The organism is Pectobacterium sp. PL64 (genome assembly GCF_022477975.1).
Taxonomy (GTDB): domain Bacteria; phylum Pseudomonadota; class Gammaproteobacteria; order Enterobacterales; family Enterobacteriaceae; genus Pectobacterium; species Pectobacterium jejuense.
Genome location: NZ_CP092070.1, coordinates 4,318,628 through 4,344,223, shown reverse-complemented (window position 1 = coordinate 4,344,223; position 25,596 = coordinate 4,318,628). Strand labels below are relative to the sequence as shown.

21 protein-coding genes and 2 pseudogenes are annotated in these 25,596 nt (G+C 52.9%); 14 read left to right on the top strand and 9 right to left on the bottom strand.

The annotated features are described in order from the left end of the window. Window positions 1–89 precede the first annotated feature (89 nt). Together sodA and fdhD are read right to left on the bottom strand one after the other, a co-directional pair. Complete coding sequence (gene sodA / locus HP572_RS19555; protein ID WP_095993198.1) at window positions 90–716, bottom strand: superoxide dismutase [Mn]; 627 nt, start codon at window positions 714–716, stop codon at window positions 90–92. Window positions 717–951: 235 nt separating this feature from the next. After that, window positions 952–1,785 (bottom strand): formate dehydrogenase accessory sulfurtransferase FdhD, encoded by an 834-nt coding sequence (fdhD, locus tag HP572_RS19550; protein ID WP_205551961.1) that lies wholly within the window; start codon window positions 1,783–1,785, stop codon window positions 952–954. A 220-nt stretch (window positions 1,786–2,005) separates the two neighbouring features. Between fdhD and HP572_RS19545 the strand changes: the two are divergent. Continuing rightward, a pseudogene (locus tag HP572_RS19545) lies at window positions 2,006–3,542 on the top strand (aldehyde dehydrogenase family protein). 210 nt (window positions 3,543–3,752) lie between these two features. Further along, window positions 3,753–4,745, top strand: coding sequence for an acyltransferase (locus HP572_RS19540; RefSeq protein WP_240584089.1), 993 nt, complete (start codon window positions 3,753–3,755; stop codon window positions 4,743–4,745). A gap of 29 nt (window positions 4,746–4,774) precedes the next feature. Here HP572_RS19540 and xylB read toward each other — a convergent pair whose 3' ends face one another. Both xylB and xylA read right to left on the bottom strand, forming a co-directional pair. After that, the gene (gene xylB / locus HP572_RS19535) at window positions 4,775–6,232 is read right to left on the bottom strand and encodes a xylulokinase (RefSeq protein WP_240584088.1); all 1,458 of its coding nucleotides are present in this window, start codon (window positions 6,230–6,232) and stop codon (window positions 4,775–4,777) included. A 72-nt stretch (window positions 6,233–6,304) separates the two neighbouring features. Next, window positions 6,305–7,625 (bottom strand): annotated as a pseudogene (gene xylA / locus HP572_RS19530) (xylose isomerase). A 352-nt stretch (window positions 7,626–7,977) separates the two neighbouring features. Here xylA and xylF point away from each other — a divergent pair. From xylF to xylR, 4 genes are all read left to right on the top strand, one after another. Next, window positions 7,978–8,973 carry a D-xylose ABC transporter substrate-binding protein gene (gene xylF / locus HP572_RS19525; RefSeq protein ID WP_039483224.1) on the top strand — a complete coding sequence of 332 codons (996 nt, stop codon included), beginning with the start codon at window positions 7,978–7,980 and terminating at the stop codon, window positions 8,971–8,973. Between the two features lie 134 nt (window positions 8,974–9,107). Next, a complete protein-coding gene (locus HP572_RS19520; RefSeq protein WP_240585787.1) occupies window positions 9,108–10,649 on the top strand; it encodes a xylose ABC transporter ATP-binding protein in 1,542 nt (513 codons plus the stop codon). 28 nt (window positions 10,650–10,677) lie between these two features. Then, a complete protein-coding gene (xylH, locus tag HP572_RS19515) occupies window positions 10,678–11,808 on the top strand; it encodes a xylose ABC transporter permease XylH (protein WP_207783065.1) in 1,131 nt (376 codons plus the stop codon). Window positions 11,809–11,944: 136 nt separating this feature from the next. Next, on the top strand, window positions 11,945–13,123 hold the full coding sequence (gene xylR / locus HP572_RS19510; RefSeq protein ID WP_039533072.1) for a D-xylose utilization transcriptional activator XylR: 1,179 nt from the start codon (window positions 11,945–11,947) through the stop codon (window positions 13,121–13,123). An 83-nt stretch (window positions 13,124–13,206) separates the two neighbouring features. Here xylR and HP572_RS19505 read toward each other — a convergent pair whose 3' ends face one another. Then, window positions 13,207–13,782 carry a DJ-1/PfpI family protein gene (locus HP572_RS19505; RefSeq protein ID WP_010284196.1) on the bottom strand — a complete coding sequence of 192 codons (576 nt, stop codon included), beginning with the start codon at window positions 13,780–13,782 and terminating at the stop codon, window positions 13,207–13,209. A 412-nt stretch (window positions 13,783–14,194) separates the two neighbouring features. Here HP572_RS19505 and argG point away from each other — a divergent pair, with 412 nt between their 5' ends. Beyond that, a complete protein-coding gene (gene argG / locus HP572_RS19500) occupies window positions 14,195–15,541 on the top strand; it encodes an argininosuccinate synthase (protein WP_205551973.1) in 1,347 nt (448 codons plus the stop codon). A 269-nt stretch (window positions 15,542–15,810) separates the two neighbouring features. Continuing rightward, window positions 15,811–16,461 carry an acyl-homoserine-lactone synthase CarI gene (gene carI / locus HP572_RS19495; RefSeq protein WP_010300609.1) on the top strand — a complete coding sequence of 217 codons (651 nt, stop codon included), beginning with the start codon at window positions 15,811–15,813 and terminating at the stop codon, window positions 16,459–16,461. Here the strand turns inward: carI and HP572_RS19490 are convergent. The 3 genes from HP572_RS19490 to ftrA all read right to left on the bottom strand — a co-directional run bounded on the left by HP572_RS19490 (window position 16,445) and on the right by ftrA (window position 19,724). Next, complete coding sequence (locus tag HP572_RS19490) at window positions 16,445–17,173, bottom strand: LuxR family transcriptional regulator (protein ID WP_205551975.1); 729 nt, start codon at window positions 17,171–17,173, stop codon at window positions 16,445–16,447. The two genes, carI and HP572_RS19490, sit on opposite strands and share 17 nt — an antisense overlap. A 348-nt stretch (window positions 17,174–17,521) precedes the next feature. Beyond that, entirely contained in the window at window positions 17,522–18,724 is a 1,203-nt protein-coding gene (pemB, locus tag HP572_RS19485) for a pectinesterase PemB (protein ID WP_240584087.1), read from the bottom strand. Window positions 18,725–18,728: 4 nt separating this feature from the next. After that, window positions 18,729–19,724, bottom strand: coding sequence for a transcriptional regulator FtrA (ftrA, locus tag HP572_RS19480; RefSeq protein ID WP_240584086.1), 996 nt, complete (start codon window positions 19,722–19,724; stop codon window positions 18,729–18,731). 119 nt (window positions 19,725–19,843) lie between these two features. Here ftrA and HP572_RS19475 point away from each other — a divergent pair, with 119 nt between their 5' ends. Then, window positions 19,844–20,233 carry a rhodanese-like domain-containing protein gene (locus HP572_RS19475; RefSeq protein WP_039483193.1) on the top strand — a complete coding sequence of 130 codons (390 nt, stop codon included), beginning with the start codon at window positions 19,844–19,846 and terminating at the stop codon, window positions 20,231–20,233. Window positions 20,234–20,276: 43 nt separating this feature from the next. On the opposite strand, the gene HP572_RS19470 is transcribed toward HP572_RS19475, so the two are convergent. Next, window positions 20,277–20,618 (bottom strand): GlpM family protein, encoded by a 342-nt coding sequence (locus HP572_RS19470; protein ID WP_095701160.1) that lies wholly within the window; start codon window positions 20,616–20,618, stop codon window positions 20,277–20,279. 201 nt (window positions 20,619–20,819) lie between these two features. On the opposite strand from HP572_RS19470, the gene HP572_RS19465 reads away from it, so the two are divergent. Genes HP572_RS19465 through HP572_RS19445 form a run of 5 tightly spaced genes read left to right on the top strand, consistent with a single transcriptional unit; the run spans window position 20,820 to window position 25,593 of the window. Beyond that, window positions 20,820–21,833: a 3-oxoacyl-[acyl-carrier-protein] synthase III C-terminal domain-containing protein gene (locus HP572_RS19465; protein WP_240584085.1), complete on the top strand. Its 1,014-nt coding sequence runs from the start codon at window positions 20,820–20,822 to the stop codon at window positions 21,831–21,833. Further along, window positions 21,830–22,858 carry an NAD(P)-dependent oxidoreductase gene (locus HP572_RS19460; protein WP_240584084.1) on the top strand — a complete coding sequence of 343 codons (1,029 nt, stop codon included), beginning with the start codon at window positions 21,830–21,832 and terminating at the stop codon, window positions 22,856–22,858. Before HP572_RS19465 ends, HP572_RS19460 begins: the two co-directional genes overlap by 4 nt. Further along, a complete protein-coding gene (locus tag HP572_RS19455) occupies window positions 22,851–23,657 on the top strand; it encodes an MBL fold metallo-hydrolase (RefSeq protein ID WP_240584083.1) in 807 nt (268 codons plus the stop codon). Before HP572_RS19460 ends, HP572_RS19455 begins: the two co-directional genes overlap by 8 nt. After that, on the top strand, window positions 23,654–24,940 hold the full coding sequence (locus HP572_RS19450) for a F390 synthetase-related protein (RefSeq protein ID WP_240584082.1): 1,287 nt from the start codon (window positions 23,654–23,656) through the stop codon (window positions 24,938–24,940). Before HP572_RS19455 ends, HP572_RS19450 begins: the two co-directional genes overlap by 4 nt. Next, window positions 24,937–25,593: a phosphatase PAP2 family protein gene (locus tag HP572_RS19445; RefSeq protein ID WP_240584081.1), complete on the top strand. Its 657-nt coding sequence runs from the start codon at window positions 24,937–24,939 to the stop codon at window positions 25,591–25,593. Before HP572_RS19450 ends, HP572_RS19445 begins: the two co-directional genes overlap by 4 nt. The last annotated feature ends 3 nt before the right edge of the window (window positions 25,594–25,596 follow it).

Sequence of the window (25,596 nt, the reverse complement as noted above, 5' to 3'; positions counted from 1 at the left end):
GGGATAATAAAAAACTGGAATAACAGGCTGTTATTCCAGTTTATATTCAAACGCAGAAGAGGCCTGATGGTATCAGGCACTCAGCGGTTTTATTTTTTTGCGCTAGCGAAACGTGCAGCGGCTTCGTCCCAGTTCAACACGTTCCAGAATGCTTTAGCATAAGCTGGACGAAGGTTCTGATATTTCAGGTAGTAAGCGTGCTCCCATACATCCAGACCGACGATTGGGTAGCCAGACGCGCCAGAAACAGCTTCACCCATCAGCGGGCTGTCTTGGTTTGCAGTAGACACTACGGCCAGTTTACCGTCGTCTTTCAGTACCAGCCACGCCCAGCCAGAACCGAAGCGAGTTGCTGCTGCTTGCTCAAATTTCTCTTTAAACGCATCAACGCTGCCGAAATCACGTTCGATGGCGGCTTTCAGATCGCCAGTCAGCGTCGTGCCTACTTTCAGGCCTTTCCAGAACAGGCTGTGGTTAACGTGACCACCTGCGTTGTTACGCAGTGCTGTTCTTTTCTCCGCAGGAACTTTATCCAGTTGAGCGATCAGCTCTTCAGCAGACAATGCAGCCAGTTCAGGCAGAGATTCCAGCGCGGCGTTAGCATTATTGACGTAAGCCTGATGGTGTTTGGAATGGTGAATTTCCATCGTTTCTTTGTCGAAATGCGGTTCCAGTGCGTCATAAGCATAAGGCAGCGATGGCAGTGAATAACTCATGTTTAGCATCTCCATGGTAAAAAAAATGTTACGGCACTGTGTTGTTAGTACCGCGTAAGCAATACCTTCATTATAGTTAATTAAATGATATTGAAAATGATTATTCTCGAATGGATGGCATGAATCAGATTGCTTTACTTCATGATAACAAACGCTTATGTCGTTATTGCACTATGTAAAAACAAATTAATCTATGCCCGTCGCCTGCAAAACTCCGTGACTCTGGTGGTGTCTCTTACGCGCTCAGACGCTGCGGATGCGTGTAGATAGTCGCATGTCCCGGCCGACAAAAACCGACCAGCGTCAGGTTGCAGCGCTGTGCGACCTCTACGGCCAGTGAGGTTGCCGCAGAGACCGCAAACAGGATTTCCACGCCGCACATGGCGGATTTTTGGACCATCTCATAGCTGGCCCGGCTGGAAACCAGCGCCGCACCTTGCTGCCACCCCTGTTTCGCTCGGGTACCCAGCAGTTTATCCAGCGCGACATGGCGGCCGACGTCTTCACTTCCCCCGGACAGCGTGCCGTCTGGCGCGACCCAGCTTGCGGCGTGAGTACAGCCCGTCACCTGACCGATCTTCTGCACTTCTCGTAGTCGTACCAGCGCACTTTCGAGCCTGTTGAGGGAAAAGGTCTGCGTGAAGGGAAGGGGAGAGATTGGCTTGCCGATTTCCGCAAGCTGCTCGACGCCACATACGCCGCAGCCTGTGCGACCATCCATCGCCCGGCGGCGTTCTTTTAGCCCAGCGAAGCGTCGGCTCGACAGCTCAATCTGCACTTCGATGCCGTTACAGGCGGTCTGTACATCAATGCCGTAGATATCAGCTGGTGATTGAATAATGCCTTCAGACAAGGAAAACCCGAGAGCGAACACCTCCAGTTCTTTCGGTGAGGCCATCATAACGACATGCGATATGCCGTTATAAACCAACGCAACGGGCACCTCTTCCGCCAGCCAGTCAGACTGTGGCTGCTGCAGTGAATCGGGATGATAGACTGAATGTTGCGTTGCGCCTTCAAGGGCGGCATCCGCTGGTAAATGAACCCCTTCCACCTGAAATACCTGCATGTTAGTAACCTTGGAAATTAAAAGTATTATTTCACCGCGCCTGAAGGGATGCGACTTTTTCTCGCAAGAAACTGTGCGTCAACTCGAAGAGTTGCCTTCTTCTCTGGCCGAATCCTGTCGCTAACCCCATACCCCGTATAGGCTTAATTTAACTGCTTACTGTTTGCCTCTTTTTTCACTGCGGCATGGCCGCTCACCCGGAAATGAAAAGGAGACTGAAATGGCGCACGATAATCTCGAAGGCCGATCCGCGTCTGGCGAATACGGCTCTCTCAATCTGAAAAAACGCTATGACAATTTTATCGGCGGAGCCTGGGTACCACCTGCATGCTGGTCAGTATTTTGTCAATTTGACGCCAGTAACTGGCCAACCGCTGTGTAAAGTGGCCAGTTCGTCAACGCGAGATATTGACCACGCGCTGGATGCCGCTCACAAGGCAAAAGCGGAATGGGGTGGCCTGTCGGTGCAGGAACGCGCGTTGGTGCTTAACCGAATCGCGGACCGGATGGAGCAAAATCTTGAGCTGCTGGCGCAGGTGGAAACCTGGGATAACGGTAAACCGATACGCGAAACCAGCGGGGCAGATGTGCCGCTGGCGATTGACCACTTCCGCTATTTCGCAGCCTGTATCCGCGCGCAAGAAGGGGGGATTAGCGAAATTGATGGCGATACCGTGGCTTATCATTTTCATGAGCCTCTCGGCGTTGTCGGGCAAATTATTCCCTGGAATTTCCCGCTGCTAATGGCCTGTTGGAAGATGGCACCAGCGCTGGCTGCCGGTAACTGTATTGTACTGAAACCCGCCAAACTGACGCCGATGTCGGTGTTGATTTTGATGGAACTGATTCAGGATCTGCTGCCGCCAGGCGTCATCAATGTTGTTAATGGGTCGGGCAGCGAAATTGGTGAATATCTGGCGACGTCGAAACGCGTTGCGAAAGTGGCATTCACCGGGTCGACCGAGGTGGGCCAGCAGATCATGAGCTATGCGGCGCAGAACGTGACGCCAGTAACGCTGGAGCTGGGTGGCAAATCGCCGAACATCTTCTTTGCCGATGTGATGGATAAGGAAGATAGCTTCTTTGACAAAGTGCTCGAAGGCTTCACGCTGTTTGCCTTCAATCAGGGCGAGGTCTGCACCTGTCCAAGCCGCGCGCTGGTGCAGGAATCTATCTACGATCGCTTTATGGAACGGGCAATCAAGCGCGTTGAGGCTATCCGCATCGGTAACCCGCTGGATAGCAAAACCATGATGGGCGCGCAGGTGTCCGCAGGCCAGCTTGATACCATCCTTAACTACATTGATATCGGTAAGAAAGAGGGTGCACGCGTGCTCACGGGCGGACAGCGCAAGGCGATGCCGGGCGGGCTGGCGGAAGGATACTATCTGGAGCCGACGATATTGTTCGGTAAAAATAGTATGCGCGTCTTCCAGGAGGAAATTTTCGGACCGGTGCTGGCGGTCACGACCTTCAAAACGATGGATGACGCACTGGAGATTGCCAACGATACGGAATACGGTCTGGGGGCTGGCGTGTGGAGCCGCAACGGTAACATCGCTTACCGGATGGGGCGCGGTATTCAGGCTGGGCGCGTCTGGACCAACTGTTATCACGCCTATCCGGCGCATGCGGCGTTTGGCGGCTACAAGCAGTCCGGTATCGGGCGTGAAAACCATAAAATGATGCTGGAACACTATCAGCAAACCAAGTGCTTGTTGGTGAGCTACTCTGATAAACCGATGGGGCTGTTCTAGCACCTTACTCTGTAAGATCCTGCGCGCGCTTGCCAGCGGGGTGAGCGCGCATCGTTTAAATTGCCCATATGAATCCGTCCTGCTCACTCAGACTTGCCCGATTGTTGAGCGCTGGTAGTTGATAGTAGCAGGTCGTTGATAATAGATTGTGTCAACGCTCAACAACGGCTACGCTGTTTTGAATAGCGCTTTTCTTTCAAGAGGTTGTGCATGACGGATAAGATCGGCTGGATTGATAACCTGCGGGCGCTGGCCTGCATGATGGTCGTTCTGATTCATAGCACAACGTACTATATTACCGCGGGTGGCACACCGGGCGACGGACACTGGGATGTGGCGAATATCCTGAACTCTGCCTCGCGCGTTTGTGTTCCGCTGTTTTTCATGATTTCGGGCTATTTATTCTTTGGTGAGCGCAGTGCGGGAAAGAAACATTTCCTGCGTATCGGCTTATGTCTGCTTTTCTACAGTACGGTTGCGTTGATCTATATTGCGACGCTCACGCCAATTAATGGCCTGAATTCATTGCATCATGCGCTGCAAAAACCGATCTTTTATCACTTGTGGTTTTTCTACGCCATTATCGTGATTTATCTACTCTCTCCACTTATTACCATCAAGCCGGTATCGGGTAAATATTTAGCCGTCTTGATTATCTTGCTGGCGGTTGTCGCCAACCCCAATACGGGGCGAGTGGAGTTTGAAGGGTTTAAATTACTGCCCGTGAATCTCTATATTTACGGCGATACGTTTTACTACGTGCTGTACGCCGCGCTGGGGCGTGCGCTGGGCATGCTGGAAGTACCAAAGAAAGTCGTGCTAGCCGCTATCCCCTTCTTCGTTGCGTGTGTCGCGTTGATTGCGATGGGAACGAAGCACCACACATTACTGAACGATACGTTCACCCAGACGTTTTACATCTACTGCGGCCCGCTGGTGTTTCTGGCTGCGGTCAGCCTTCTGGTGGTGTTTAAACATTACGCTAGCCAGCAGATTTTACCGGGCTTTGCTACCATTTCGCGCCATTCGCTGGCGATTTACGGCTTCCACGCGTTGATCATTCACTATCTGCGTACGCATGATGTGGTACTGCCATCCCACCCGGTTCTCGACATCTTGTATGTTTTCGCCATCGCGTTGGGGACCAGTCTGCTGCTTTCGATGGCGCTACAGAGAATCGATGTGCGACGCTGGGTGAGTTGACGATTCGTCCGGCGCATCGGAAAACTGTGCTACATCAGCGGACTAAGCTGCTGGTAGAGTGCTTTAAATGTACGTCTCCGCTCGGCATAGTCGGCGTGACGCTGGAGATCCGGTTGATGAACTTGCTCCAGCGGTAGTGGCGGCAGAAGGTCTGCCAGTGACGTATGCGGATGCATGGCGATTTGCGCCAGACGTGCGGCACCCAGCGCAGGGCCGACATCCCCTCCTGTGCGGTACTCCAACGTTTGACCGCTGATATCCGCCAGCATTTGCCGCCAGTAGGCGCTGCGTGCACCGCCGCCAATCAGCGTAATGCTATCGGGTTTTAGCCCCGTCATATGCAGCGCATCCATGCCGTCAGCAAGCGCAAAACCCACACCTTCCAATACCGCTTTTGCCAGTTCCGGGCGTCCGTGCTGATGGGTGAGCCCCCAGAATGCGCCTTTAGCATCGGGATTATTGTGCGGCGTGCGTTCGCCGGAAAGATAAGGCAAGAACCACACTGGCGTTATCGTGTCATCGGCTGGTGTCGAGGCGATTTCCTGCAACAGCGCGGGAACGCTCTCCGCGTGCGTCAGGTGGGCGACCCAGTCGAGGCAGGATGCGGCGCTTAACATCACGGACATCAAGTGCCAGGTATTCGGCAACGCGTGGCAGAAACTGTGGACGGCATGCTGCGGGTTGCTGAGAAAGCCATCGCTGACGGCGAAGTAAACGCCGGATGTGCCGAGAGACAGCATCGCCTGACCGGTTTGATACAGCCCGACGCCAATCGCGCCTGCTGCGTTATCCCCACCACCAGCAATGACGGGGACGGGTTCCATACTCCAACGGCTGGCGATGTCAGCTCGCAGATAGCCGGTAATCTGGCTGCCTTCATACAGCGTGGGCATATGCTTGCGGCTCAGCGCGCAGGCTTCCAGCAGGGTATCGCTCCAGTCTCGTTTGGCAACGTCTAGCCAAAGTGTTCCAGCCGCATCGGACATATCGCTGGCGAATTCTCCCGTCAGACGCCAGCGGAGATAGTCTTTCGGCAGCAGAACTTTATCGATTTGGCGGAAGATCTCGCTTTCGTTTTCTTGCACCCATTTCAGCTTGGGCGCGGTAAAGCCCGGCATCATCAGGTTGCCGGTAATCTGACGCGATGTTGGTACCTGTTGCTCCAGCGTTCGGCATTGAGCCGCGCTGCGTCCGTCATTCCAGAGAATCGCGGGTCGCAGTACGTTCTGGCGAGTATCCAGCAAGGTCGCCCCGTGCATTTGCCCGGTCAACCCCAGCGCTTTCACGGCACGAAGGCTATGTGCTGCCGCCAACCCGTGTAATGCCTGGTCGGTTGCCTGCCACCAGTCTTCAGGTGTTTGCTCCGACCAGAGCGGATGCGGGCGGGAAATGCTCAGCGCGGCGCTATGGCTGGCAACCACCTCGCCTGTTTCATCCAGCAGGATGGCTTTCACACCGGAAGTACCCAGATCAATACCGATATACATAGTGGCTCCTGATAAGCCCCTGCGACAGGGTTTAGTCTGTCGCAGTAGGTGTGGCGTAGTGAGCGTACCGTTTTAGCCAAATAGGTGGCGGTTAACCAGATTTTCCAGCAATTCCTGCTGGCCACTCTGGTGCTGCGGTGCCAGTTGATGACTTTCCGCATACCGGGCAAGCGATTCCAGCGAGGCCTTACCTTGCAGGATTTGCTGACCCAGCTCCCCGTTCCAGCCCGCATAGCGTTTAGCGACCAACTGATTGAGTTTATCATCTTCAATCATTCTGGCGGCAGCCTTGAGCGCCAGTGCCATCGTATCCATCGCACCGATATGCGCATGGAAAAGGTCATAGCGATCGGTGCTCTGGCGGCGAACTTTGGCATCAAAGTTCAGGCCACCCGTTGTGAAGCCACCTGCTTTGAGAATTTCGTACATGATCAGCGCGTTCTCTTCCACGCTGTTAGGGAACTGATCGGTGTCCCAGCCGAGTTGCGGATCGCCGCGGTTCGCATCGACAGATCCGAAAATGCCCAGCGCGACAGCGGTAGCGATTTCATGGTGGAAGGAATGGCCTGCCAGCGTAGCGTGGTTGGCTTCCACGTTGACTTTAATTTCTTTTTCCAGCCCAAACTGTTTCAGGAAGCCATAAACGGTGGCGACATCATAATCGTATTGGTGTTTGGTCGGTTCCTGCGGTTTCGGTTCGATGAGCAACGTGCCCTGAAAACCGATTTTGTGTTTATGCTCGACGACCATCTGCATGAAGCGGCCGATCTGTTCACGTTCCTGACGCAGGTCGGTATTGAGCAGGGTTTCATATCCCTCACGCCCGCCCCACAGCACATAGTTTTCTCCCCCCAGCTTTTTGGTCGCGTTCATGGCCGTGGAACACCTGCGTGGCGGCCCAGGCAAAGACGTCTGGGTCATGATTGGTGGCCGCGCCTGCGCCGTAGCGGGGATGGGTGAAGCAGTTGGCGGTGCCCCACAGCAGCTTCACACCGCTATCCTGTTGTTTTTCCGCCAGTACATCAGTAATGACCGCAAAGTTATGCAGATACTCTTTCAGTGAGTTCCCTTCCGGCGCAACATCGACGTCATGAAAGCAGTAGTAAGGCACGCTGAGCTTTTGAAAAAATTCGAATGCGATATCTGCCTTGCGCTTCGCCAGCTCCAGCGCGTCGCCTGACTGCTGCCACGGCCGGGCAAAAGAGCCGACGCCGAACATATCCGCGCCGTTCCAGCAGAACGTGTGCCAATACGCGACGGCAAAACGCAAGTGGTCCGCCATACGTTTACCGAGTATTTCCTGATCGGGGTTGTAGTGACGAAAGGCGAAGGAATTGTTGCTTTGGCTACCTTCATAACGGACTTTTTCGATCTGTTCAAAATAGGCTTGCATCGTTAACTCCTTAGAAACCACCCAGACGGAAGAGACGGGAATGTGATTAATTTTCGGAGTGGATGAATGTTTCCTCAATTACGTTATTTCACACTGAAATTCAGAGAATTATTAAATGTGCGCTGTGTCGCAAAAATAACGGCGTTTTACTCTGAATGCGCTTCGCAATAGGTAACAAAATAAAAATGTGGCTCGACAATAAAATATGACCCGTATCAAAAAACGGAAATTAAACCAAAAAACATAATTGGAGGATAAAAATCTGTAATTGATGGAGGGATGTTTAGCGACAATACTTTGCTGGCGATTGGAGTCTTAGGCCCTGCATCTTAAATAAAAAAGGTACTCTATGATGAAAGTTAACCATTTTTTACTCTCAGCTTGTGCCGTATTCATTCTTGCTTGTCAGCCCGGATTCGCGAAGGACGTTAAAATAGGTATGGCGATTGATGACTTGCGTCTCGAACGCTGGCAGAAAGATCGCGATCTTTTTGTTGAGCAAGCCAAAAAGCAGGGCGCTGATGTTTTTGTTCAATCAGCAAACGGCAATGAAGCGACGCAAATTTCTCAAATAGAAAACATGATCAATCGCGGTGTCGATGTATTAGTGATTATTCCTTATAACGGTCAGGTACTTGGTAATGTTATTGCGGAAGCAAAACGTGAGGGAATAAAGGTGCTGGCTTACGATCGCATGATTAATAATGCGGACGTGGATTTTTATATTTCATTTGATAATGAGAAGGTTGGAGAACTGCAGGCGAAATATCTCGTCGATAAAGTGCCTGGCGGGAACTATTTCTTAATGGGCGGCTCTCCGGTCGATAATAATGCGAAGCTGTTTCGTCAGGGGCAAATGAAAGTGCTCACGCCGTTGATCGAGAGTGGGAAAATAAAAGTGGTCGGCGATCAGTGGGTTGATGCCTGGCTACCAGAGAACGCGCTGAAAATTATGGAAAATGCGCTAACGGCGAACAGCAATAAGATTGATGCTGTTGTGGCATCGAACGATGCCACGGCGGGCGGGGCGATTCAGGCGCTTGCCGCACAGGGATTGGCAGGGAAAGTGGCGATTTCCGGTCAGGATGCCGATCTGGCTGCAATCAAACGGATTGTGGCAGGCACGCAAACCATGACGGTCTATAAACCGATCAGCAAGCTGGCGAAAGACGCCGCAGATATCGCCGTGGCGCTCGGTTCCGATAAAGCTCCGGAATCCAACGCTAAATTAAACAATGGGTTGAAAGACATACCTTCCTTCTTACTGACCCCGATTCCCGTCGATAAATCCAATATCGATTCCACCGTCATTGCCGATGGCTTCCACAAAAAAGCGGACGTGTATTAACGCACTCCACTGCCAATACTCCAAGTAATTCGAGTTTCAGGATGTAGGAAAGAAGGTTACCGAGCCACGACATAACGTTGTGGCTCGCCACTGTCGCAGGCGAGGCCTGAGACACCTGAATCACGGAGGCCATGATGCCGCATCTGTTGGAAATGAAAAACATCACCAAGGCGTTTGGCGCGGTGAAAGCCGTGGACAACGTTAGCCTGATGCTGGACGCGGGTCAGGTGTTGTCGCTGTGTGGCGAGAATGGCTCAGGGAAATCCACCTTAATGAAGGTGCTGTGTGGCATTTACCCGTATGGCAGCTATGACGGGCAGATCGTGTTCTCTGGTGACGAGCTACGCGCTAACCATATTCGCGATACGGAGCAAAAGGGTATCGCGATCATTCATCAGGAGCTGGCGCTGGTGAAAGAGATGACGGTGCTGGAGAACCTCTTTTTGGGCAACGAGTGGACGCGTTTTGGTGTGATGGATTACGACAATATGTACCTCCGCTGCCAGCGCATGCTGGAGCAGGTCAAGCTGGCCGTCGACCCGAATACCAAAGTGGGTGAGCTTGGATTAGGTCAGCAGCAACTGGTTGAAATCGCCAAGGCGCTGAACAAACAGGTGCGTCTGCTGGTGCTGGATGAGCCAACGGCCTCATTGACCGAGCGGGAAACCGCGATCCTGCTGGAGATCATTCAGGATCTGCGCGATCACGGTATCGCCTGCATCTATATCTCGCACAAGCTCAACGAAGTTAAAGCCATTTCCGATGTGATTTGTGTGATTCGCGATGGGAGGCCGATTGGTACGCGTGCGGCTGCCGAGCTGAGCGAGGACCAGATCATCGCCATGATGGTAGGGCGTGAACTGACGGAACTTTATCCCAATGAACCGCATGTCATTGGAGAAGAAGTGCTGCGCGTAGAACACCTGATCGCCTGGCACCCTGTGAATCGCCACATTCGCCGAGTGGATGATGTTTCATTTGCTCTGCACCGAGGCGAAATTCTCGGCATTGCCGGGTTGGTTGGATCAGGGCGTACGGAGACGGTGCAGTGCCTGTTTGGTGCCTATCACGGTCATTGGCAGGGCGACATCTTTATTGACGGTAAGCCAGTGACCATCAGTAATTGCCAACAGGCAATGGCACAAGGCATTGCGATGGTGCCGGAGGATCGTAAGAAGGACGGCATCGTCCCGGTGATGAGCGTAGCGCAGAACATGACGCTGGCGGCACTCGACCAATTCACAGGATCGTTTTCCATGCTGGATGATGCCCGTGAGCAGGACATCATCCGGCAGTCGCTAGCGAACCTGAAAGTGAAAACCTCCAGCCCGGAGCTGGCGATTGCCCGGTTAAGCGGTGGCAACCAGCAAAAAGCGGTGCTGGCGAAATGTCTGCTGTTGAATCCCCGCATTCTGATTCTCGATGAACCCACGCGCGGTATCGACATCGGTGCTAAATACGAAATTTATAAGCTCATTAATGCGCTGGTAAAACAGCACATTGCCGTCATTGTCATTTCTTCTGAATTGCCCGAAGTGCTGGGGTTGAGCGATCGGGTATTGGTGATGCATCAGGGGCGGATCAAAGCGGATTTGATCAATCGTGATTTAACCCAGGAACAGGTTATGGAAGCTGCATTGAGGAGTGAACATCGTGCTGAAAACATCGCAGTCTGAACAACAACATGTCGCTGGCTCTGCCTCGATGCTGCAACGGTTGAAAAGCATCAATCTTCAGGTCTACGTGATGATTGCGGCCATCATCGCCATCATGCTCTTTTTCACCTACATGACTGACGGGGCGTATCTCAGCGCGCGTAACCTTTCTAACCTGCTGAGGCAAACGGCGATCACTGGCATTCTGGCGGTCGGTATGGTGTTTGTCATTATCTCCGCTGAAATCGATCTGTCGGTCGGTTCGATGATGGGGTTATTGGGCGGTGCGGCGGCGATTTTTGATGTCTGGTTTGGCTGGCCCTTGCCGTTGACTATCGTTGTGACGCTCGCGCTGGGATTATTGCTTGGCGCGTGGAATGGCTGGTGGGTCGCCTACCGGAAAGTCCCTTCGTTTATCGTGACGCTGGCGGGGATGCTGGCTTTTCGCGGCATTCTGATCGGCATCACCAACGGGACAACGGTTTCCCCAACCAGCGAGGCAATGTCGCAGATTGGGCAAAGCTATCTGCCTTCCGGCATCGGTTTTATGTTCGGTGCCATCGGTCTGATGGTGTTTATTGCCTGGCAGTGGCGTCGGCGCAGCAGTCGCGCCCGATTAGGGTTACCGGTAAATCCACCCGCAGGCGATATTGGCCGTCAGACATTTACGGCCCTGGTGGTGCTGGGCGCGATTTATCTGCTGAATGACTATCGCGGTGTGCCAACGCCGGTTCTGGTGCTGACGCTGTTGATGCTGGGCGGTATTTTTCTGGCGACGCGAACCGCATTTGGCCGCCGTATCTATGCCGTGGGCGGGAATATTGATGCTGCCCGCCTATCGGGCGTGAATGTCGAGCGCACCAAAATGGCGGTGTTCGCGATTAACGGCCTGATGGTCGCGGTTGCCGGGCTGATTCTCAGTTCACGGCTGGGGGCAGGCTCACCATCCGCTGGGAACATTGCCGAACTGGATGCGATTGCCGCCTGCGTGATTGGCGGCACCAGTCTGGCGGGCGGCATTGGTAGCGTCGCGGGCGCGGTGATGGGGGCATTTATCATGGCGTCGCTGGATAATGGGATGAGCATGCTGGATGTGCCGACGTTCTGGCAATACGTCGTTAAAGGCGGAATCCTGCTGTTGGCGGTGTGGATGGATACCGCAACAAAGCGGCGTGTGTGACGCGACGTCGAGTCTGCGAAGGAAATACGTGGCGGCTCGCAATAATCAGTAAATTATTTTGGCCTCTTGGGGTGCTGTGCTATTCAAGGAAGAAGACTTTATTCAAGGAACTTGCGATTAATGAGCGCCGACTGCCATGTTTGAAAAACGCTATCGCATCACGCTGCTGTTCAACGCTAACAAAGTGTATGACCGTCAGGTGGTTGAAGGGGTTGGCGAGTATTTACAGGCTTCTCAGTGTGACTGGGACATCTTCATTGAAGAGGATTTCCGGTGCCGCATTGATAACATCAAAGAATGGCTGGGCGACGGCGTGATTGCCGATTTTGACGATGGCGAGATCAAGCGGCTACTACAGGATGTGAATGTTCCGCTGGTGGGTGTGGGCGGTTCTTACCATCAGCCCGAGGATTATCCGCCCGTGCATTATATCGCGACAGATAATTATGCACTGGTGGAAAGCGCGTTTATGCACCTCAAAGAGAAAGGGCTAAATCGCTTTGCTTTTTATGGCCTGCCTGCATCGGGTGGGAAAGGCTGGGCGCAGGAACGGGAGCATGCTTTCCGGCAGCTGGTTGCGGCAGAAAAGTATCAGGGTGTGGTGTATCAGGGAATGGAAACCTCGCCGGATAACTGGCAATACGCGCAAAATCGGCTGGCGGACTGGGTGCAGGGGTTACCGCCGCAGACGGGGATTATTGCGGTGACGGATTCCCGCGCGCGCCATCTGTTGCAGGTCTGCGAACACCTGAATATTGCCGTACCGGAAAAGCTGTGCGTCATCGGGATCGATAACGAAGATCTGATCCGCTACCTTTCTCGCGTTGCGCTCTCGTCGGTAGCGCAGGGCACGCGCCAAATGGGGTATCGCGCGGCGAAACTGCTGCATCAACTGCTGTTGAATCAGGCTGATGTGCCGCTACAGCGTATTTTGGTGCCGCCGGTTCGAGTGGTTGAACGTCGCTCAACGGATTATCGCTCTGTGCACGATCCTGCTGTGATTCAGGCGATGCACTTTATCCGCTATCACGCCTGTAAAGGGATTAAGGTTGAGCAGGTGTTGGATGCGGTAGGAATTTCCCGCTCGAATCTGGAAAAACGCTTCAAAGACGAAGTCGGCCAGACTATTCACGGCATGATTCATGAGGAGAAGCTGGATCGGGCGCGTAACCTGTTGATATCGACCTCGCTCTCGATTGGTGAGATCTCGTTGATGTGCGGCTACCCTTCGCTGCCCTATTTCTATGCCGTCTTTAAGAAAGGGTATGACATCACGCCGAAAGAGTATCGCGAGCGTTATGGGGAAGGTTATTAAGGTTATCTATAAAAGAAGGTCATGCTGGAAGGTCACACAGGAAGGCGCGAGGGTGCGCGCCTTATCATTAGGCTGGTGAACGGTTACGCTGGCACGCGCCAGTAATCGTAATCGATGTGCTCAACCTGGAAGTTGGCGTTTTCTTTGTCACCGGTCAGACGGCTGGCGAGGGTAAAGGCAAAATCGAATGTGACTCCCAGCCCTTTGCCGCTGATCAGATTGCCGTCTTCCACGACTTTCTCGTCAACATAAACGCCATCGGTCACGTCCTGCCATAAATTCCCGGAGCAAACGTAACGGCGGCCTTTCAGCAGTTTGTTACCCCCCAGCACGCGGGCGGCTGCGGAGCACAGTGGGCAAATCAGTTTTCCCGCGTCGTCGTGGCGACGAATAAACTCGACGACCATCGGGTTTGCGGCCAGATTTACCGTTCCCTGTGGGCCGCCAGGAATGACTACGGCATCAAACAGCGTGTCCTGATTTCTTTCCAGCAGAGCATCGGCAAACATGCGAATATTGTGATAACTGTGCAGCTCCAGTCTGTCATAGCATGACAGCATGGTGACTTCTATCTTCATACGGTGCAGTACATCAATCACCATAATCGCTTCTGCTTCTTCAAACCCAGGAGCCAGCAGAACGGCGACTTTCTTAGACATAGCATCTCCAGCAATATGCAAGGGAAGGTGTTAACCGCAAGAGAATAGCAAAGAAATATCGCCAAAATGAAACGATGTTTTATTAATGTCGGGTGGGTCGCGTAAACGATTTTTGCTGCTTAGCCTGAAGAGAAGATAGCGCTATACTTGCTAACTTGGTCGTGAATTGGCCACGAATTTTTTTGCATGAAAGTATGACTCTTCTCTTCCTGTCCCGCCAAAAAGATGTTTAAATTATCACTCACTTATTTTGCATAAATATGCATTTGTGAGTGTGTCGATGTTGGTCATCGACCGGCCCGTTTGATGCAGGATGTGCACAGGGTCCGAGCGCTCATGAATGTATGGCGTAACATAATGGTGTGGGCGACTCAGCTTATATCCAGAGATCTTTCGAGCAGGGATTATATATATGACAACGATTCTCAAGCATCTTCCGGTTGGTCAGCGTATTGGTATTGCGTTCTCGGGTGGTCTGGATACCAGCGCTGCACTGCTTTGGATGCGTCAAAAAGGCGCGGTTCCTTATGCGTATACCGCGAACCTGGGGCAGCCAGACGAGGATGACTACGAGGAAATCCCACGTCGGGCTATGGAATACGGCGCAGAAAATGCTCGCCTGATCGATTGCCGTAAGCAACTGGTTGCTGAAGGTATCGCTGCGATTCAGTGTGGCGCATTCCACAACACGACGGCGGGCGTGACCTATTTCAACACCACGCCGCTGGGCCGTGCGGTTACCGGTACGATGCTGGTTGCTGCAATGAAAGAAGACGGCGTAAACATCTGGGGTGACGGCAGCACCTATAAAGGCAACGATATTGAGCGTTTCTATCGTTACGGCCTGCTGACCAATGCTGAACTGAAGATTTACAAGCCGTGGCTGGATACCGATTTCATTGATGAGCTGGGTGGCCGTCAGGAGATGTCCGAGTTTATGTCACAGGCAGGGTTCGGCTATAAAATGTCGGCCGAGAAAGCCTATTCCACCGATTCCAACATTCTGGGTGCGACGCATGAAGCGAAGGATCTGGAATTCCTGAATTCCAGCGTCAAAATTGTTAACCCGATTATGGGCGTGAAGTTCTGGGATGAGAACGTCAAAGTGCCAGCAGAAGAAGTGACCATCCGTTTTGAACGCGGTCACCCAGTTGCGCTGAACGGCAAGACCTTTGCCGATGACGTGGAACTGATGCTGGAAGCAAACCGCATCGGCGGTCGTCACGGTCTGGGCATGAGCGATCAGATCGAAAACCGTATCATCGAAGCGAAAAGCCGCGGCATCTATGAAGCGCCGGGAATGGCACTGCTGCACATTGCCTATGAGCGTCTGGTTACCGGTATCCACAACGAAGACACCATCGAGCAATACCACGCCAATGGCCGTCAGCTGGGTCGTTTCCTGTATCAGGGACGCTGGTTCGATTCTCAGGCACTGATGCTGCGTGATTCTTCTCAGCGTTGGATCGCCAGCGCCATCACCGGTGAAGTGACGCTGGAGCTGCGTCGTGGCAATGATTACTCCATCATGAATACCGTGTCTGATAATCTGACCTATAAGCCAGAACGTCTGACCATGGAGAAAGGCGACTCGGTCTTCTCGCCAGATGACCGTATCGGCCAGCTGACCATGCGCAATCTGGATATCACCGACACGCGTGAAAAACTGTTTAATTATGTTGAAACGGGCTTGCTCTCTTCCTCCGCCAGCACGGGTCTGCCGCAGGTAGGGCAACTGCAGGATAAAACAGAGAAATAACGCCCAGATTGAATAATATAAAAATCCGGAATCGTCTCGCGCTTCCGGATTTTTTTTATCCGTTTATCATATGTTTATATTGGTTCTTCTCGCGTTGTCTTTTTGTGTATGAACTCTTGCTGACAATGCAGGTTGCATCTGTACAACCGCCGTGGAAAGGGACAGAATACCTATAAATAATCAGCCAAGATAATAATCTGAAGGCGAAGGATCTGTGGGATGGCGTATCGTTTTTTGAGGTTATGTATTAACTTTTCAATGGAGGAAAAATGTTAGAGATATTTGATGTAAATCACACCTTGTTGTCAGAAACGAAATCAGAAGAGCTATTTACCCTCAGAAAAGAGACGTTTAAAGATCGACTGAATTGGGCCGTGCAATGTACTGATGGAATGGAATTTGATCAGTATGATAATAATAACACGACTTATCTTTTTGGCATCAAAGATAACACCGTTATCTGTAGTTTGAGATTTATTGAAACAAAATACCCTAACATGATTACCGGGACGTTTTTTCCTTACTTCAAGGAGATAAACATCCCTGAAGGGAATTACCTGGAATCTAGTCGGTTCTTTGTCGATAAATCACGAGCGAAAGATATTCTCGGCAATGAATACCCAATTAGTTCGATGTTATTTCTTTCGATGATTAATTACTCAAGGGACAAAGGCTATGATGGAATATATACGATAGTGAGTCACCCTATGCTGACGATATTAAAACGATCTGGCTGGGGAATTCGCGTGGTCGAACAAGGTTTGTCAGAAAAGGAAGAAAGAGTTTATTTGGTTTTTCTTCCGGTTGATGATGAGAATCAGGAAGCGTTGGCTCGTCGTATTAACCGCAGCGGGACATTTATGAGCAATGAATTGAAGCAGTGGCCTCTACGGGTACCTGCCGCTATTGCACAGGCTTGATGAGCTGTAACTCAACGCCGAGCCTGATGGCATGCTTGGCATTTAGGACGCCCAGTTTTTTCACAACGTTGCCGATATGAAATTTTACCGTACTGGTTTTGATACCGAGAATAATAGCGACTTCCAGATAGGTTTTACCCATACTGGCCCAGTAAAGGATTTCATTTTCTCGTTGAGAGAATATTTCTTTATTATTTAATTGTTTTTTATTTTCAATCATCTCTCTGCAAAGGGAGATGATTTTTTCATATGCATCAATTAATAGCATCTGAAAGGTGTCTTTCTTCTCTTCAATGAATGTTTCAACATCATCGGGATATGAGCTGTCCACGATAATAGATAGCATCGCTAAATTATCGCCATGATCGTGAAGGACAAAAGTATATCCATTGATAATATTATATTTTTTAGAGAGGTCAAATATCTTGGCAAGCTGTAGTCGAGTATTAATAACCAGACTTTTCTCCCAAGAGAAAGGCGATATTTTATTAAATGAAGCAAGAACAACAGGATCAATGTGCTGGTATTTATTTTCTTTGTAGAGATTAACCCATTCATCGGGATAACTGGAAATAATGATCATTTCAGAGGGGTTTTTCTTATTCAGAACCATAAATGAGAATTTGATGCCATCGTAGTGATCCAGGTTTTCATTAAAATGGCATTTGATTACTCTGCTTATTATTTCGCTACTGGAGAATAATGGCGACATCTCATGACCTCAGTCTGAAGAATCAACATCCGTGTAACGGAAAAGTATATACCTACACCTGTACCTAAGTCTAATTGTTATGGGGGAGTGAAAAAACATACAATCGAACGACAATGCTAAGGGCGTGAAGTAAAAAAAATAAATAACGCTCTGGATAAGCGTGATGACTGGCTAACATCAGGGAATGCGAATTAAGCGAGATTTATCAGTAATATAATAAAATTCTTTTACTTTTCTATGGCCTGTATTGTTTACAGGCCGCCAGCAGTTCAGGTTAATTAATTCCATCAGTGCGACTCTTTCGCGAATAACACTCACCTTTTATATTGTTATCCCTTTCGCTGTACCTCACGTCTCGTCGATATTGTGGTATTCCCACAGCCGATTGAAATGCACATCGTCGAGATTGCGGGCTGAATCCGCGTTACCCGCAAAGGGCCGTGCGGTGGTTGCCGCCGCGCCCCACGGCTGTTCTCTGTCATAGCTGGCGTCAATCGTGCTGTCGCGAATCACTAACTGGCCGTTTGCCGTCTGGCCCGGCTGGTATCCCGTCTGCCTTGCTCCCTGATCCCAGGCGCGCCCCAGTTTGGCCTTTTTTCCTCCGCTGAAGCCTTCGTCTCCTGTGAAACGACACGCCACTGCCAGAAAACCGTATTGCACCCCCGGCATGCTGTCAGGCGCGAAGACGTGAATATCTTTCGCCCCACGGCTGGAAACTGTATGAAAGTGGACGCGCTCGAATACCGCAGTTGCGCGCCCAAAAACGTAATCGACATCGCCCTCAATGTAGCTGTCTTTAATGTAGGCTCGGCTGTAACGGTCCGTGACGTACTCATTCTGAAGGTTGCTGGTATTGACGAAAAACGTATCCTGACGACCGATGAGGCGGACCTTTTCAAGCTGAACTTTATCGCCGTCGGTGCGCAGCGCAACGGCCTGATGTGCACGACTATCCACTGAATCCAGCAAGGTATTCACCACTGTCAGGTTCTTCATCTGGAAATTGTCGCTCTGCGACCAGACCACGGCGGAACAAATGGTATCAATCGTCGCGTTCTGCTTTGACGCACAGAGATCGTACAGATACCAGGCAGGATCGCCGGGCTGATATTCACCGTGCGAATTTACCGTTTCCCGGTAGATCGCGGGTGAAAACATCGAATCCAGCGCGAGTTGAATCACTACGTCATCCGGTTGTTCTCCCGCCCCAAACAGCGTGAGCGGTGGGGCATCGGCAGGGATATAGACCGTGCCGGTATAGGTGCCTGGCAGCAGTTTAATCTCAATCCGCGCCCGATCCTGTTGCGCCCGCAGCGCGGCGTTCACCGCCTGTTGAACATGGGCGTGTGTTGCGCCATCCACCCCCACCTGTGGCCCGACAACCCAGGGCGTCGCTGGATCGACCTCAATCGGTGCGGGCTGCCAGATGTCAGCCTCTGTCTGATCATCGTGTCCACGTAGCGTGAAATAGTGCGGGAGCGTGAAGCGTTCGGCTTCCTGCGCGGAGAGAATGGGGCGATGAATCGTGCCGGGGTACGTTGTTTTTGTCATGAACTTATCCTCTCTTAGCGGCAAGATTCTCAGGGATATCATCGGCTCTCTGCCCGAAGCGCAACCGATAGGTTGAAGGCGTGAGATCGAGCTGCTGGCGAAAATGGTGGCGTAACGAGGCTGCGGTACCGAATCCTACCGTTTCGGCGATTTTCTCGATCGATAAGCGCGTATTTTCCAGTAAATCGCGTGCGGTATTCAGCCGTTCGGCCAGTAGCCAGCGCGCTGGCGTCGTACCTGTAGCGGCAGAAAAACGGCGAAGGAATGTGCGCGGGCTCATACAGGAAATTGCTGCCAGTTTCGTAACGGAATACTCTTCCGCGAGGTTGGCTCGAACATGATCGATAAGCGGTCCGAGTCGCGAGCGTTCGTAGTCTACAGGTACCGCTTTTTCAATATACTGTGCTTGCCCGCCATCACGATGCGGTGCGACTACCAATCGGCGAGCCACTTGATTGGCCGCTTTGCTGCCGTAATCCCGACGGATGAGATGCAGCCCCAGATCGATACCCGCCGCACTCCCGGCGGACGTAAGAATCGTTCCCTCATCGATATAAAGCACGTCTGGCTCGATGTTGATATCAGGATATTGCATTTTTAACGTGTCGCTGTAGCGCCAATGCGTCGTGGCGCGTCGCCCGGAAAGCAGGCCTGTCGCCGCGAGGACAAAAACGCCAGAACAGATAGAGAGCAGCCTGGCACCCTGCTGATGTGCCTGGCGTAATGTATCGACCAGATGTGTGGGGACGGGCACATCACTGCCTTTCCAGCCGGGAATGATAATCGTCCCTGCCTGTGTTAACAGCTCAAGGCCACCATCGGCAACCACATGGATGCCACCCGTTGCCCGCATCGCGCCACTGTCTAAACCCGCAACGGCAAACTGATACCAATGTTCCCCCATTTCGGGGCGAGGAAGGCCGAAGACTTCAACAGCGATACCAAATTCGAATGTACACAAGCCATCATAAGCGAGTACGACAACAAGCGGATTGAACATCGATTTCCTCACCTCAATAACTTGTCATGATATTGACGATATATGGCAATAATGCCATCTGCCAGCCTTTATGTATCCGTTTTATAGTCGAGCCTCATTCCAATCAGTGAGAAAAATCGATGAGTTACGTGACTGAATATCCCTTTGCTGCTTCTGATATCGCCCTATCCCATTTTTCACGTCGCCTGTCCGTTGAAACAGACTGTGCGGATGTGGCGGGATCGCTCTCTGACACTCAGCAGGACTTTGTGTTATTGCATGTGGTGGGATCGACGAAGCACTTTAGCGCGCGCCATATACCGGGAGCGATTCACCTTCCGCACCGTGAAATCACACCTGAGCGTATGGCCGAGTGGCCTGATGACACGCGGTTTGTCGTCTATTGCGCGGGACCACACTGCAATGGCGCAGATCAGGCGGCATTAAAGCTGGCACAACTCGGTCGCCCGGTAAAAATTATGATAGGGGGAATCACGGGATGGGAAGATGAAGGCTTCGCCTTCGCCTAATCTCACCTGCCTATGGCAGAGGGGCCATCCCTTCTGCCAACACCTAATTCCCCTGATACCACGTCCAGATTTTGACCAGCAGAGCCGCTGATACACTCCAACACACGACCGCTGCAAACAGCGCCTGTGGCAATTTCATCCACGCGGTAAAGTAATAAAGTGAGATGAGATAAACCAGATAAGGAATAACGGACCAGATGCCAAACAGGATGGTGGCGCGCAGCGCTTCCAGCCCACGTTCGGTGCCAACGATATAATGTGCGATCAGCGCGAACGTGGGAAATAGCGGCACCAGCCCGGCAATATAATAGTTTCGGCTTTTCGCCAGTACGCTGATGAGCAATACGATCAGCGCGCCAATAACCGATTTGATAAACAATGACATAAGTATAACTTCTGGCTTAATTAAGCATCGCGAATGCACAGAGAATAGCGAAAAAGTGTCGGGATGGAATAGGGCGACCACACAGCTTAACATTTCAATTCGCGGTGATTTCGTTATTCTTAGCGACAGAATGAATAAATACCGTACGTGATAGCCTGCTCAGTACGGGTAAAACGATAATAAATCTAGAAAGGATTGAAGTTGAAGACGCAAAGTCATGCATTTACTCAGGGATTGATTCCACTCAAGATTATTTCTACCGGCAGCGCACTTCCTGCGCAGCGGGTGACGTCGGCTGAATTAGATGCGCGGCTCAATAAGCCCGCTGGATATGTCGAAAGCCGTTCAGGCATTATTTATCGCCACCATGCGGATAATCATGCTAGCCAGGCGGAACTCGGTGTGGCGGCGTTAAATGACGCGCTGGCGCGGGGCGTTATTCCGCCAGCGTCCATCGATCTGCTGCTGTTTGCTTCCGCGATTCCGATTCAGGCGCTGCCTTATAGCGCCAGCCACTTATTAAAAGCCTCGTCTCTGCCAAAAGGGACGGCCTGTTTCGATATTAACAGCAGCTGCGTCAGCTTTATTTCCGCGCTTCAGGTGGCGGCTGGGCTGTTAAATACTGGCGCTTATCGACGTATTGCCATCGTCTCGACCGAACTGGCTTCGCGCGGTATCGATTGGGATGACGAAGAGTCGTCGCTGATTTTTGGCGATGGTGCCGCGTGTGCCATTGTCGAACGTGGTGATGGGCGCAGCGGTATTGCGGCGTGTCTGCTGGAAACCTATCCGAAGGGTAACGAACTGTGCCAGATCCGCGCTGGCGGCACCTTGCGTAACCCGCGTGCGGGGATGGAACTGCATGATTTTCTGTTCCATATGCAGGGAAAACGGCTATTCAGGCAGGCTTCTGCCCTGATTGAAGGCTATCTGCAACGGCTGCTGGAGGCCAGCGGCTATTCGCTGGATCAGATGGCGGCGGTGGTTCCTCATCAGGCCAGCCACCTGTCGCTGGAACATATGCGTAAGCGGCTGGCGATCCCGACCGAAAGGCTGATCGATATTTATCGCTATCACGGTAATCAGGTGGCTGCCTCGATTCCGACGGCGCTGCATCATGCCATCGTGACGCAGCGTCTGCCTGAGGGAGAACCCGCGATGCTGGTCGGTACGGCCGCCGGGTTGACGCTGGGCGGCATGGTATTGATCCCATGAGAGTCTTCGTCACGGGCGCGACCAGCGGACTGGGGCGTAACGCGGTGGAGTGGCTGCTTCAGGCCGGGCATCAGGTGCTGGCCTGCGGGCGCGATCGCTCGGTGGGGCAACAGCTTGCAACGCTGGGCGCGCAGTTTATTGGTATCGATTTGGTGGAAACCTCGGTAGACCAGTTTCGAACGCTGATGGCGGGCTGTGATGTAGTCTGGCACTGCGCCGCGAAATCATCACCGTGGGGCCAATATAATGATTTTTATCAGAATAATACTGAGGTGACGGCACGGCTAGCCGACGCTGCTGGTCAGTTGGGTATCCCGCGCTTTGTGCATATTTCCACGCCCGCGATTTACTTCGACTATCAGCACCACCTGAATATCGATGAAAGCTACCGCGCGGCGCGTTTTGCCAGTCACTATGCGCAGACCAAATTTCTGGCGGAAGAACGCCTTCAGGCGCTGACGTCGCGCTACCCGCAAACTACCTACGTGATTCTGCGCCCGCGTGGCCTGTTTGGCCCGCATGACCGCGTGATTCTGCCGCGAGTTCTGGAACAGATTGCAGTGGGCGGCGGCGTGCTGCGGCTCCCGCGCGGTGGCGAAGCGCTGCTGGATCTGACGTTTGTCGGCAACGTGGTGGAAGCGATGGCGCTTGCCAGTCAGCGCACGGGGTTAGTGTCTGGCTCGGCGTATAACATCACCAATCATGAACCCGCACGCCTTGTAGACATGCTTCAACAACTGCTGAGCGGGCAGTTGGGGATGAACTATCGCGTCAGGGCAGTGCCGTATCCGCTGCTGTACGCGGTGGCGGGTGGCATGGAGCTGTTCTCGTGGTTTAGCCGGAAAGAGCCGCTGCTGACGCGCTACAGTGCGGGAGCGGTGAATTTCGATATGACGCTCAGTGCGGAGAAAGCCAAGCAGGAGCTGGGGTATCAGCCGCGTTTCTCCCTTCAGCAGGGCATCGAGCTAACGGGTAACTGGTTCAACGCGCACCTTGCACAGCGGAGGACTGACGGACATGGCTAATATTTCAACGTTTGAGGTCGGGTACTGCCTGCATCCCGGCTGCATGGCGCTGCGTGGTGCGGGATGGAAAGTGTGCCGTTTTCCGGCACGCGTCTGGATGTTGGAAAGTCAGGGTAAGCGCTGGCTGTGGGACACCGGCTATGCCCAGCATTTTACCGATGCCACGCAATCCGGCCTGTTCCAGCTGTACCGCAGAATGACGCCAGTGCATTTCGAGACGAAAGATGCGCTGATTCACCAACTACATGGGCAGGGGATTCAACCGGCGGACATCGACGGCCTGATTATTTCCCATTTTCACGGCGACCATATCGCGGGGCTGCGGGATTTCCCTGACGTGCCGTTTATCTGTTCGGCGCTGGGATGGCAGCAGACGCGGAGCCTGCGCGGTTTCGCGGCCTTGAAGCGGGCGTTTGTGCCCGCGCTGATCCCTGAGCATTTTGAGCAGACGCTCCAGTTTGTTGAGAACTTCCCGCTTACCGATCTGCCAGCCGAGCTGGCGCCGTTTACGCAAGGCTATGCGTTGCCGGGTAGCGATAAAGAGATCGTGCTGGTGCCACTGCCCGGCCATGCTGCCGGACACCTCGGCGCGTTTGTGCTGACGGAAAACGGCTGGGTGCTGCTGGCAAGCGATGCCGCCTGGTCGCCGCACAGCTATCGCGAAGGGCGTGGGCCGTCGCGGCTGGCGAATCTGGTGATGGACGATCCAAAAGCCTATTACCACACGCTGGATCAGCTGCACCAGTTGCACCTGAACGGGCAAGTCGAGATTCGGCTGTGTCACGAGGGTGACTTATGATTCCGCTGATGACGATCTGGCACTATTTCCGCGCCAGACGCTTGACCTTTTCCACCCGTCAGGCGCTTGAACGCCATCAGCAGTGCCAGCTTTCTCGTTTTGCACGGCGCGTACTGGCGCGCAGCCCTTATTTCCGGCCTTACTGCCAGCTACCCATGACATCCTGGCCGATGATGGATAAAGCCGTGATGATGGCCGAATTCGATCGGATGAACACCGCCGGGCTCAAGCGGGATGAACTGCTCGCCTGTGCGCGCCGCAGTGAGGAAGATCGCGACTTCACGCCAAATGTGGGCAGATTCAGCGTCGGGCTATCGTCCGGCACCTCTGGGCAGCGTGGCCTGTTTGTCGTCAGCCCGCGTGAACAACAGGTGTGGGCGGGAGGCATGCTGGCGAAAATGCTGCCGGACGGCTTACGTGCTGGTGAGCGGGTGGCGTTGTTCCTGCGGGCGGATAACAACCTGTATCACAGCGTGGATAACCGCTGGCTCAGCCTGTCGTTTTACGATCTCTTCGCGCCATTTTCTGCGCATTTTTCGCGGCTGGAAGCGTGGTCGCCGTCGATTATTGTCGCTCCCGCACAGGTGCTGCGCGAACTGGCGCTGGCGGTACAGCGCGGTGAGCTACGGCTGTCGGTCAAAAAGGTGATTTCCGTGGCCGAGGTGCTGGAACCGCAGGACAAGCAATTGCTCCAGCAGGTCTTCGGACAGGTTGGGGAAGTGTATCAGGCGACGGAAGGCTTTCTGGCATCGACCTGCGAGCACGGCACGCTGCATCTCAACGAAGAATTTATTCACATCGAGCCGCAGTGGCTGGATGACGAACGCTTTACGCCCATCATCACCGATTTCACCCGCAGCACCCAGCCGATTGTGCGCTATCGGCTGGACGATGTGTTGGTGAAGCAAAAAACGCCCTGCGCGTGTGGTCGAGTGACGATGGCGATTGCCCGCATTGAAGGACGCAGCGATGACAGCCTGCGACTGCTGGATATCAACGGCGAACCTCAAACCGTGTTTGCCGATCTCTGTAGTCGAGTGATCGCCAATGCGCTGCCGCTGCATGCCGACTATCGACTGGTGCAGCAGGGCGATGTGACGCTGCATTTATCCGCCGCGTGCAGTCTGCCGGAATTGGAAGCCTGTCGGGATAGTCTGTCGCAGCAGTTTGCGTTACAGGGCATTGATGCGTCGCGGCTACGGTGGCGGTTAACCGCCGGTGAGATTGCGCCGGAGTTTACGCAAAAGCGCAGAAGGATTACCCGCCTGAAGGAGAGTGCATGAGGCTATTTCCGCAAAAAACGCGGCTATTGCGACTGAAAGCGTTGCTCTTCGGCTGGGGAACGGTCGGGCTGGTGTATCAACTGAGCGCACAGTTTCAGGGGCTGGGAACGGTACTGCCGACGTCGTTTGTTGATGAGTGGATTCCTTTTAGCGCGTCGGCGATCTGGCTGTATCTCTCGTTTTTTATCATCGTGCCGCTGTCTTACTTATCTTGCCCGATTACGCGTCTGGCGGGGTTACGTCGAGCAACGCAGCTGACTGCCTTGATTGCGGGTGCGGTGTACCTGATTTTTCCGACCACAATGGTGTATCCGCAGGTCGTCGGGGACGATCTCTCCACGCGTGTGCTACAGCTTTTGCTGCATATCGACTCGCCGCAGAATTGCCTGCCGTCACTGCATATTGCGCTAACGGTGCTGGCGGTGTGGGCAATGAGCGATAGCCAGCAGAAGGTGAAAACCGGTTTGTACCTTCTGTGGGGGGCGGCGATTGCCCTGTCTATCCTGCAACTGCGCCGACATCTGTTCATCGACCTGGTGACGGGAGCAATGCTGGCGGGAATTGCCGGGTGGATTTTTCTGCGTAGCCGGGAGGCGGTGAAGGCTATTTCTCCACGAGCTCCGCTGCCTAACGATAAGCGCCATCAGGAATGACAT

Excerpts from the sequence above, each read along its gene's own strand:
- sodA (WP_095993198.1), bottom strand. The coding sequence starts at position 716 with ATGAGTTATTCACTGCCATCGCTGCCTTATGCTTATGACGCACTGGAA.
- fdhD (WP_205551961.1), bottom strand. The coding sequence starts at position 1,785 with ATGCAGGTATTTCAGGTGGAAGGGGTTCATTTACCAGCGGATGCCGCC.
- HP572_RS19540 (WP_240584089.1), top strand. The coding sequence starts at position 3,753 with ATGACGGATAAGATCGGCTGGATTGATAACCTGCGGGCGCTGGCCTGC.
- xylB (WP_240584088.1), bottom strand. The coding sequence starts at position 6,232 with ATGTATATCGGTATTGATCTGGGTACTTCCGGTGTGAAAGCCATCCTG.
- xylF (WP_039483224.1), top strand. The coding sequence starts at position 7,978 with ATGAAAGTTAACCATTTTTTACTCTCAGCTTGTGCCGTATTCATTCTT.
- HP572_RS19520 (WP_240585787.1), top strand. The coding sequence starts at position 9,108 with ATGCCGCATCTGTTGGAAATGAAAAACATCACCAAGGCGTTTGGCGCG.
- xylH (WP_207783065.1), top strand. The coding sequence starts at position 10,678 with ATGCTGCAACGGTTGAAAAGCATCAATCTTCAGGTCTACGTGATGATT.
- xylR (WP_039533072.1), top strand. The coding sequence starts at position 11,945 with ATGTTTGAAAAACGCTATCGCATCACGCTGCTGTTCAACGCTAACAAA.
- HP572_RS19505 (WP_010284196.1), bottom strand. The coding sequence starts at position 13,782 with ATGTCTAAGAAAGTCGCCGTTCTGCTGGCTCCTGGGTTTGAAGAAGCA.
- argG (WP_205551973.1), top strand. The coding sequence starts at position 14,195 with ATGACAACGATTCTCAAGCATCTTCCGGTTGGTCAGCGTATTGGTATT.
- carI (WP_010300609.1), top strand. The coding sequence starts at position 15,811 with ATGTTAGAGATATTTGATGTAAATCACACCTTGTTGTCAGAAACGAAA.
- HP572_RS19490 (WP_205551975.1), bottom strand. The coding sequence starts at position 17,173 with ATGTCGCCATTATTCTCCAGTAGCGAAATAATAAGCAGAGTAATCAAA.
- pemB (WP_240584087.1), bottom strand. The coding sequence starts at position 18,724 with ATGACAAAAACAACGTACCCCGGCACGATTCATCGCCCCATTCTCTCC.
- ftrA (WP_240584086.1), bottom strand. The coding sequence starts at position 19,724 with ATGTTCAATCCGCTTGTTGTCGTACTCGCTTATGATGGCTTGTGTACA.
- HP572_RS19475 (WP_039483193.1), top strand. The coding sequence starts at position 19,844 with ATGAGTTACGTGACTGAATATCCCTTTGCTGCTTCTGATATCGCCCTA.
- HP572_RS19470 (WP_095701160.1), bottom strand. The coding sequence starts at position 20,618 with ATGTCATTGTTTATCAAATCGGTTATTGGCGCGCTGATCGTATTGCTC.
- HP572_RS19460 (WP_240584084.1), top strand. The coding sequence starts at position 21,830 with ATGAGAGTCTTCGTCACGGGCGCGACCAGCGGACTGGGGCGTAACGCG.
- HP572_RS19455 (WP_240584083.1), top strand. The coding sequence starts at position 22,851 with ATGGCTAATATTTCAACGTTTGAGGTCGGGTACTGCCTGCATCCCGGC.
- HP572_RS19450 (WP_240584082.1), top strand. The coding sequence starts at position 23,654 with ATGATTCCGCTGATGACGATCTGGCACTATTTCCGCGCCAGACGCTTG.
- HP572_RS19445 (WP_240584081.1), top strand. The coding sequence starts at position 24,937 with ATGAGGCTATTTCCGCAAAAAACGCGGCTATTGCGACTGAAAGCGTTG.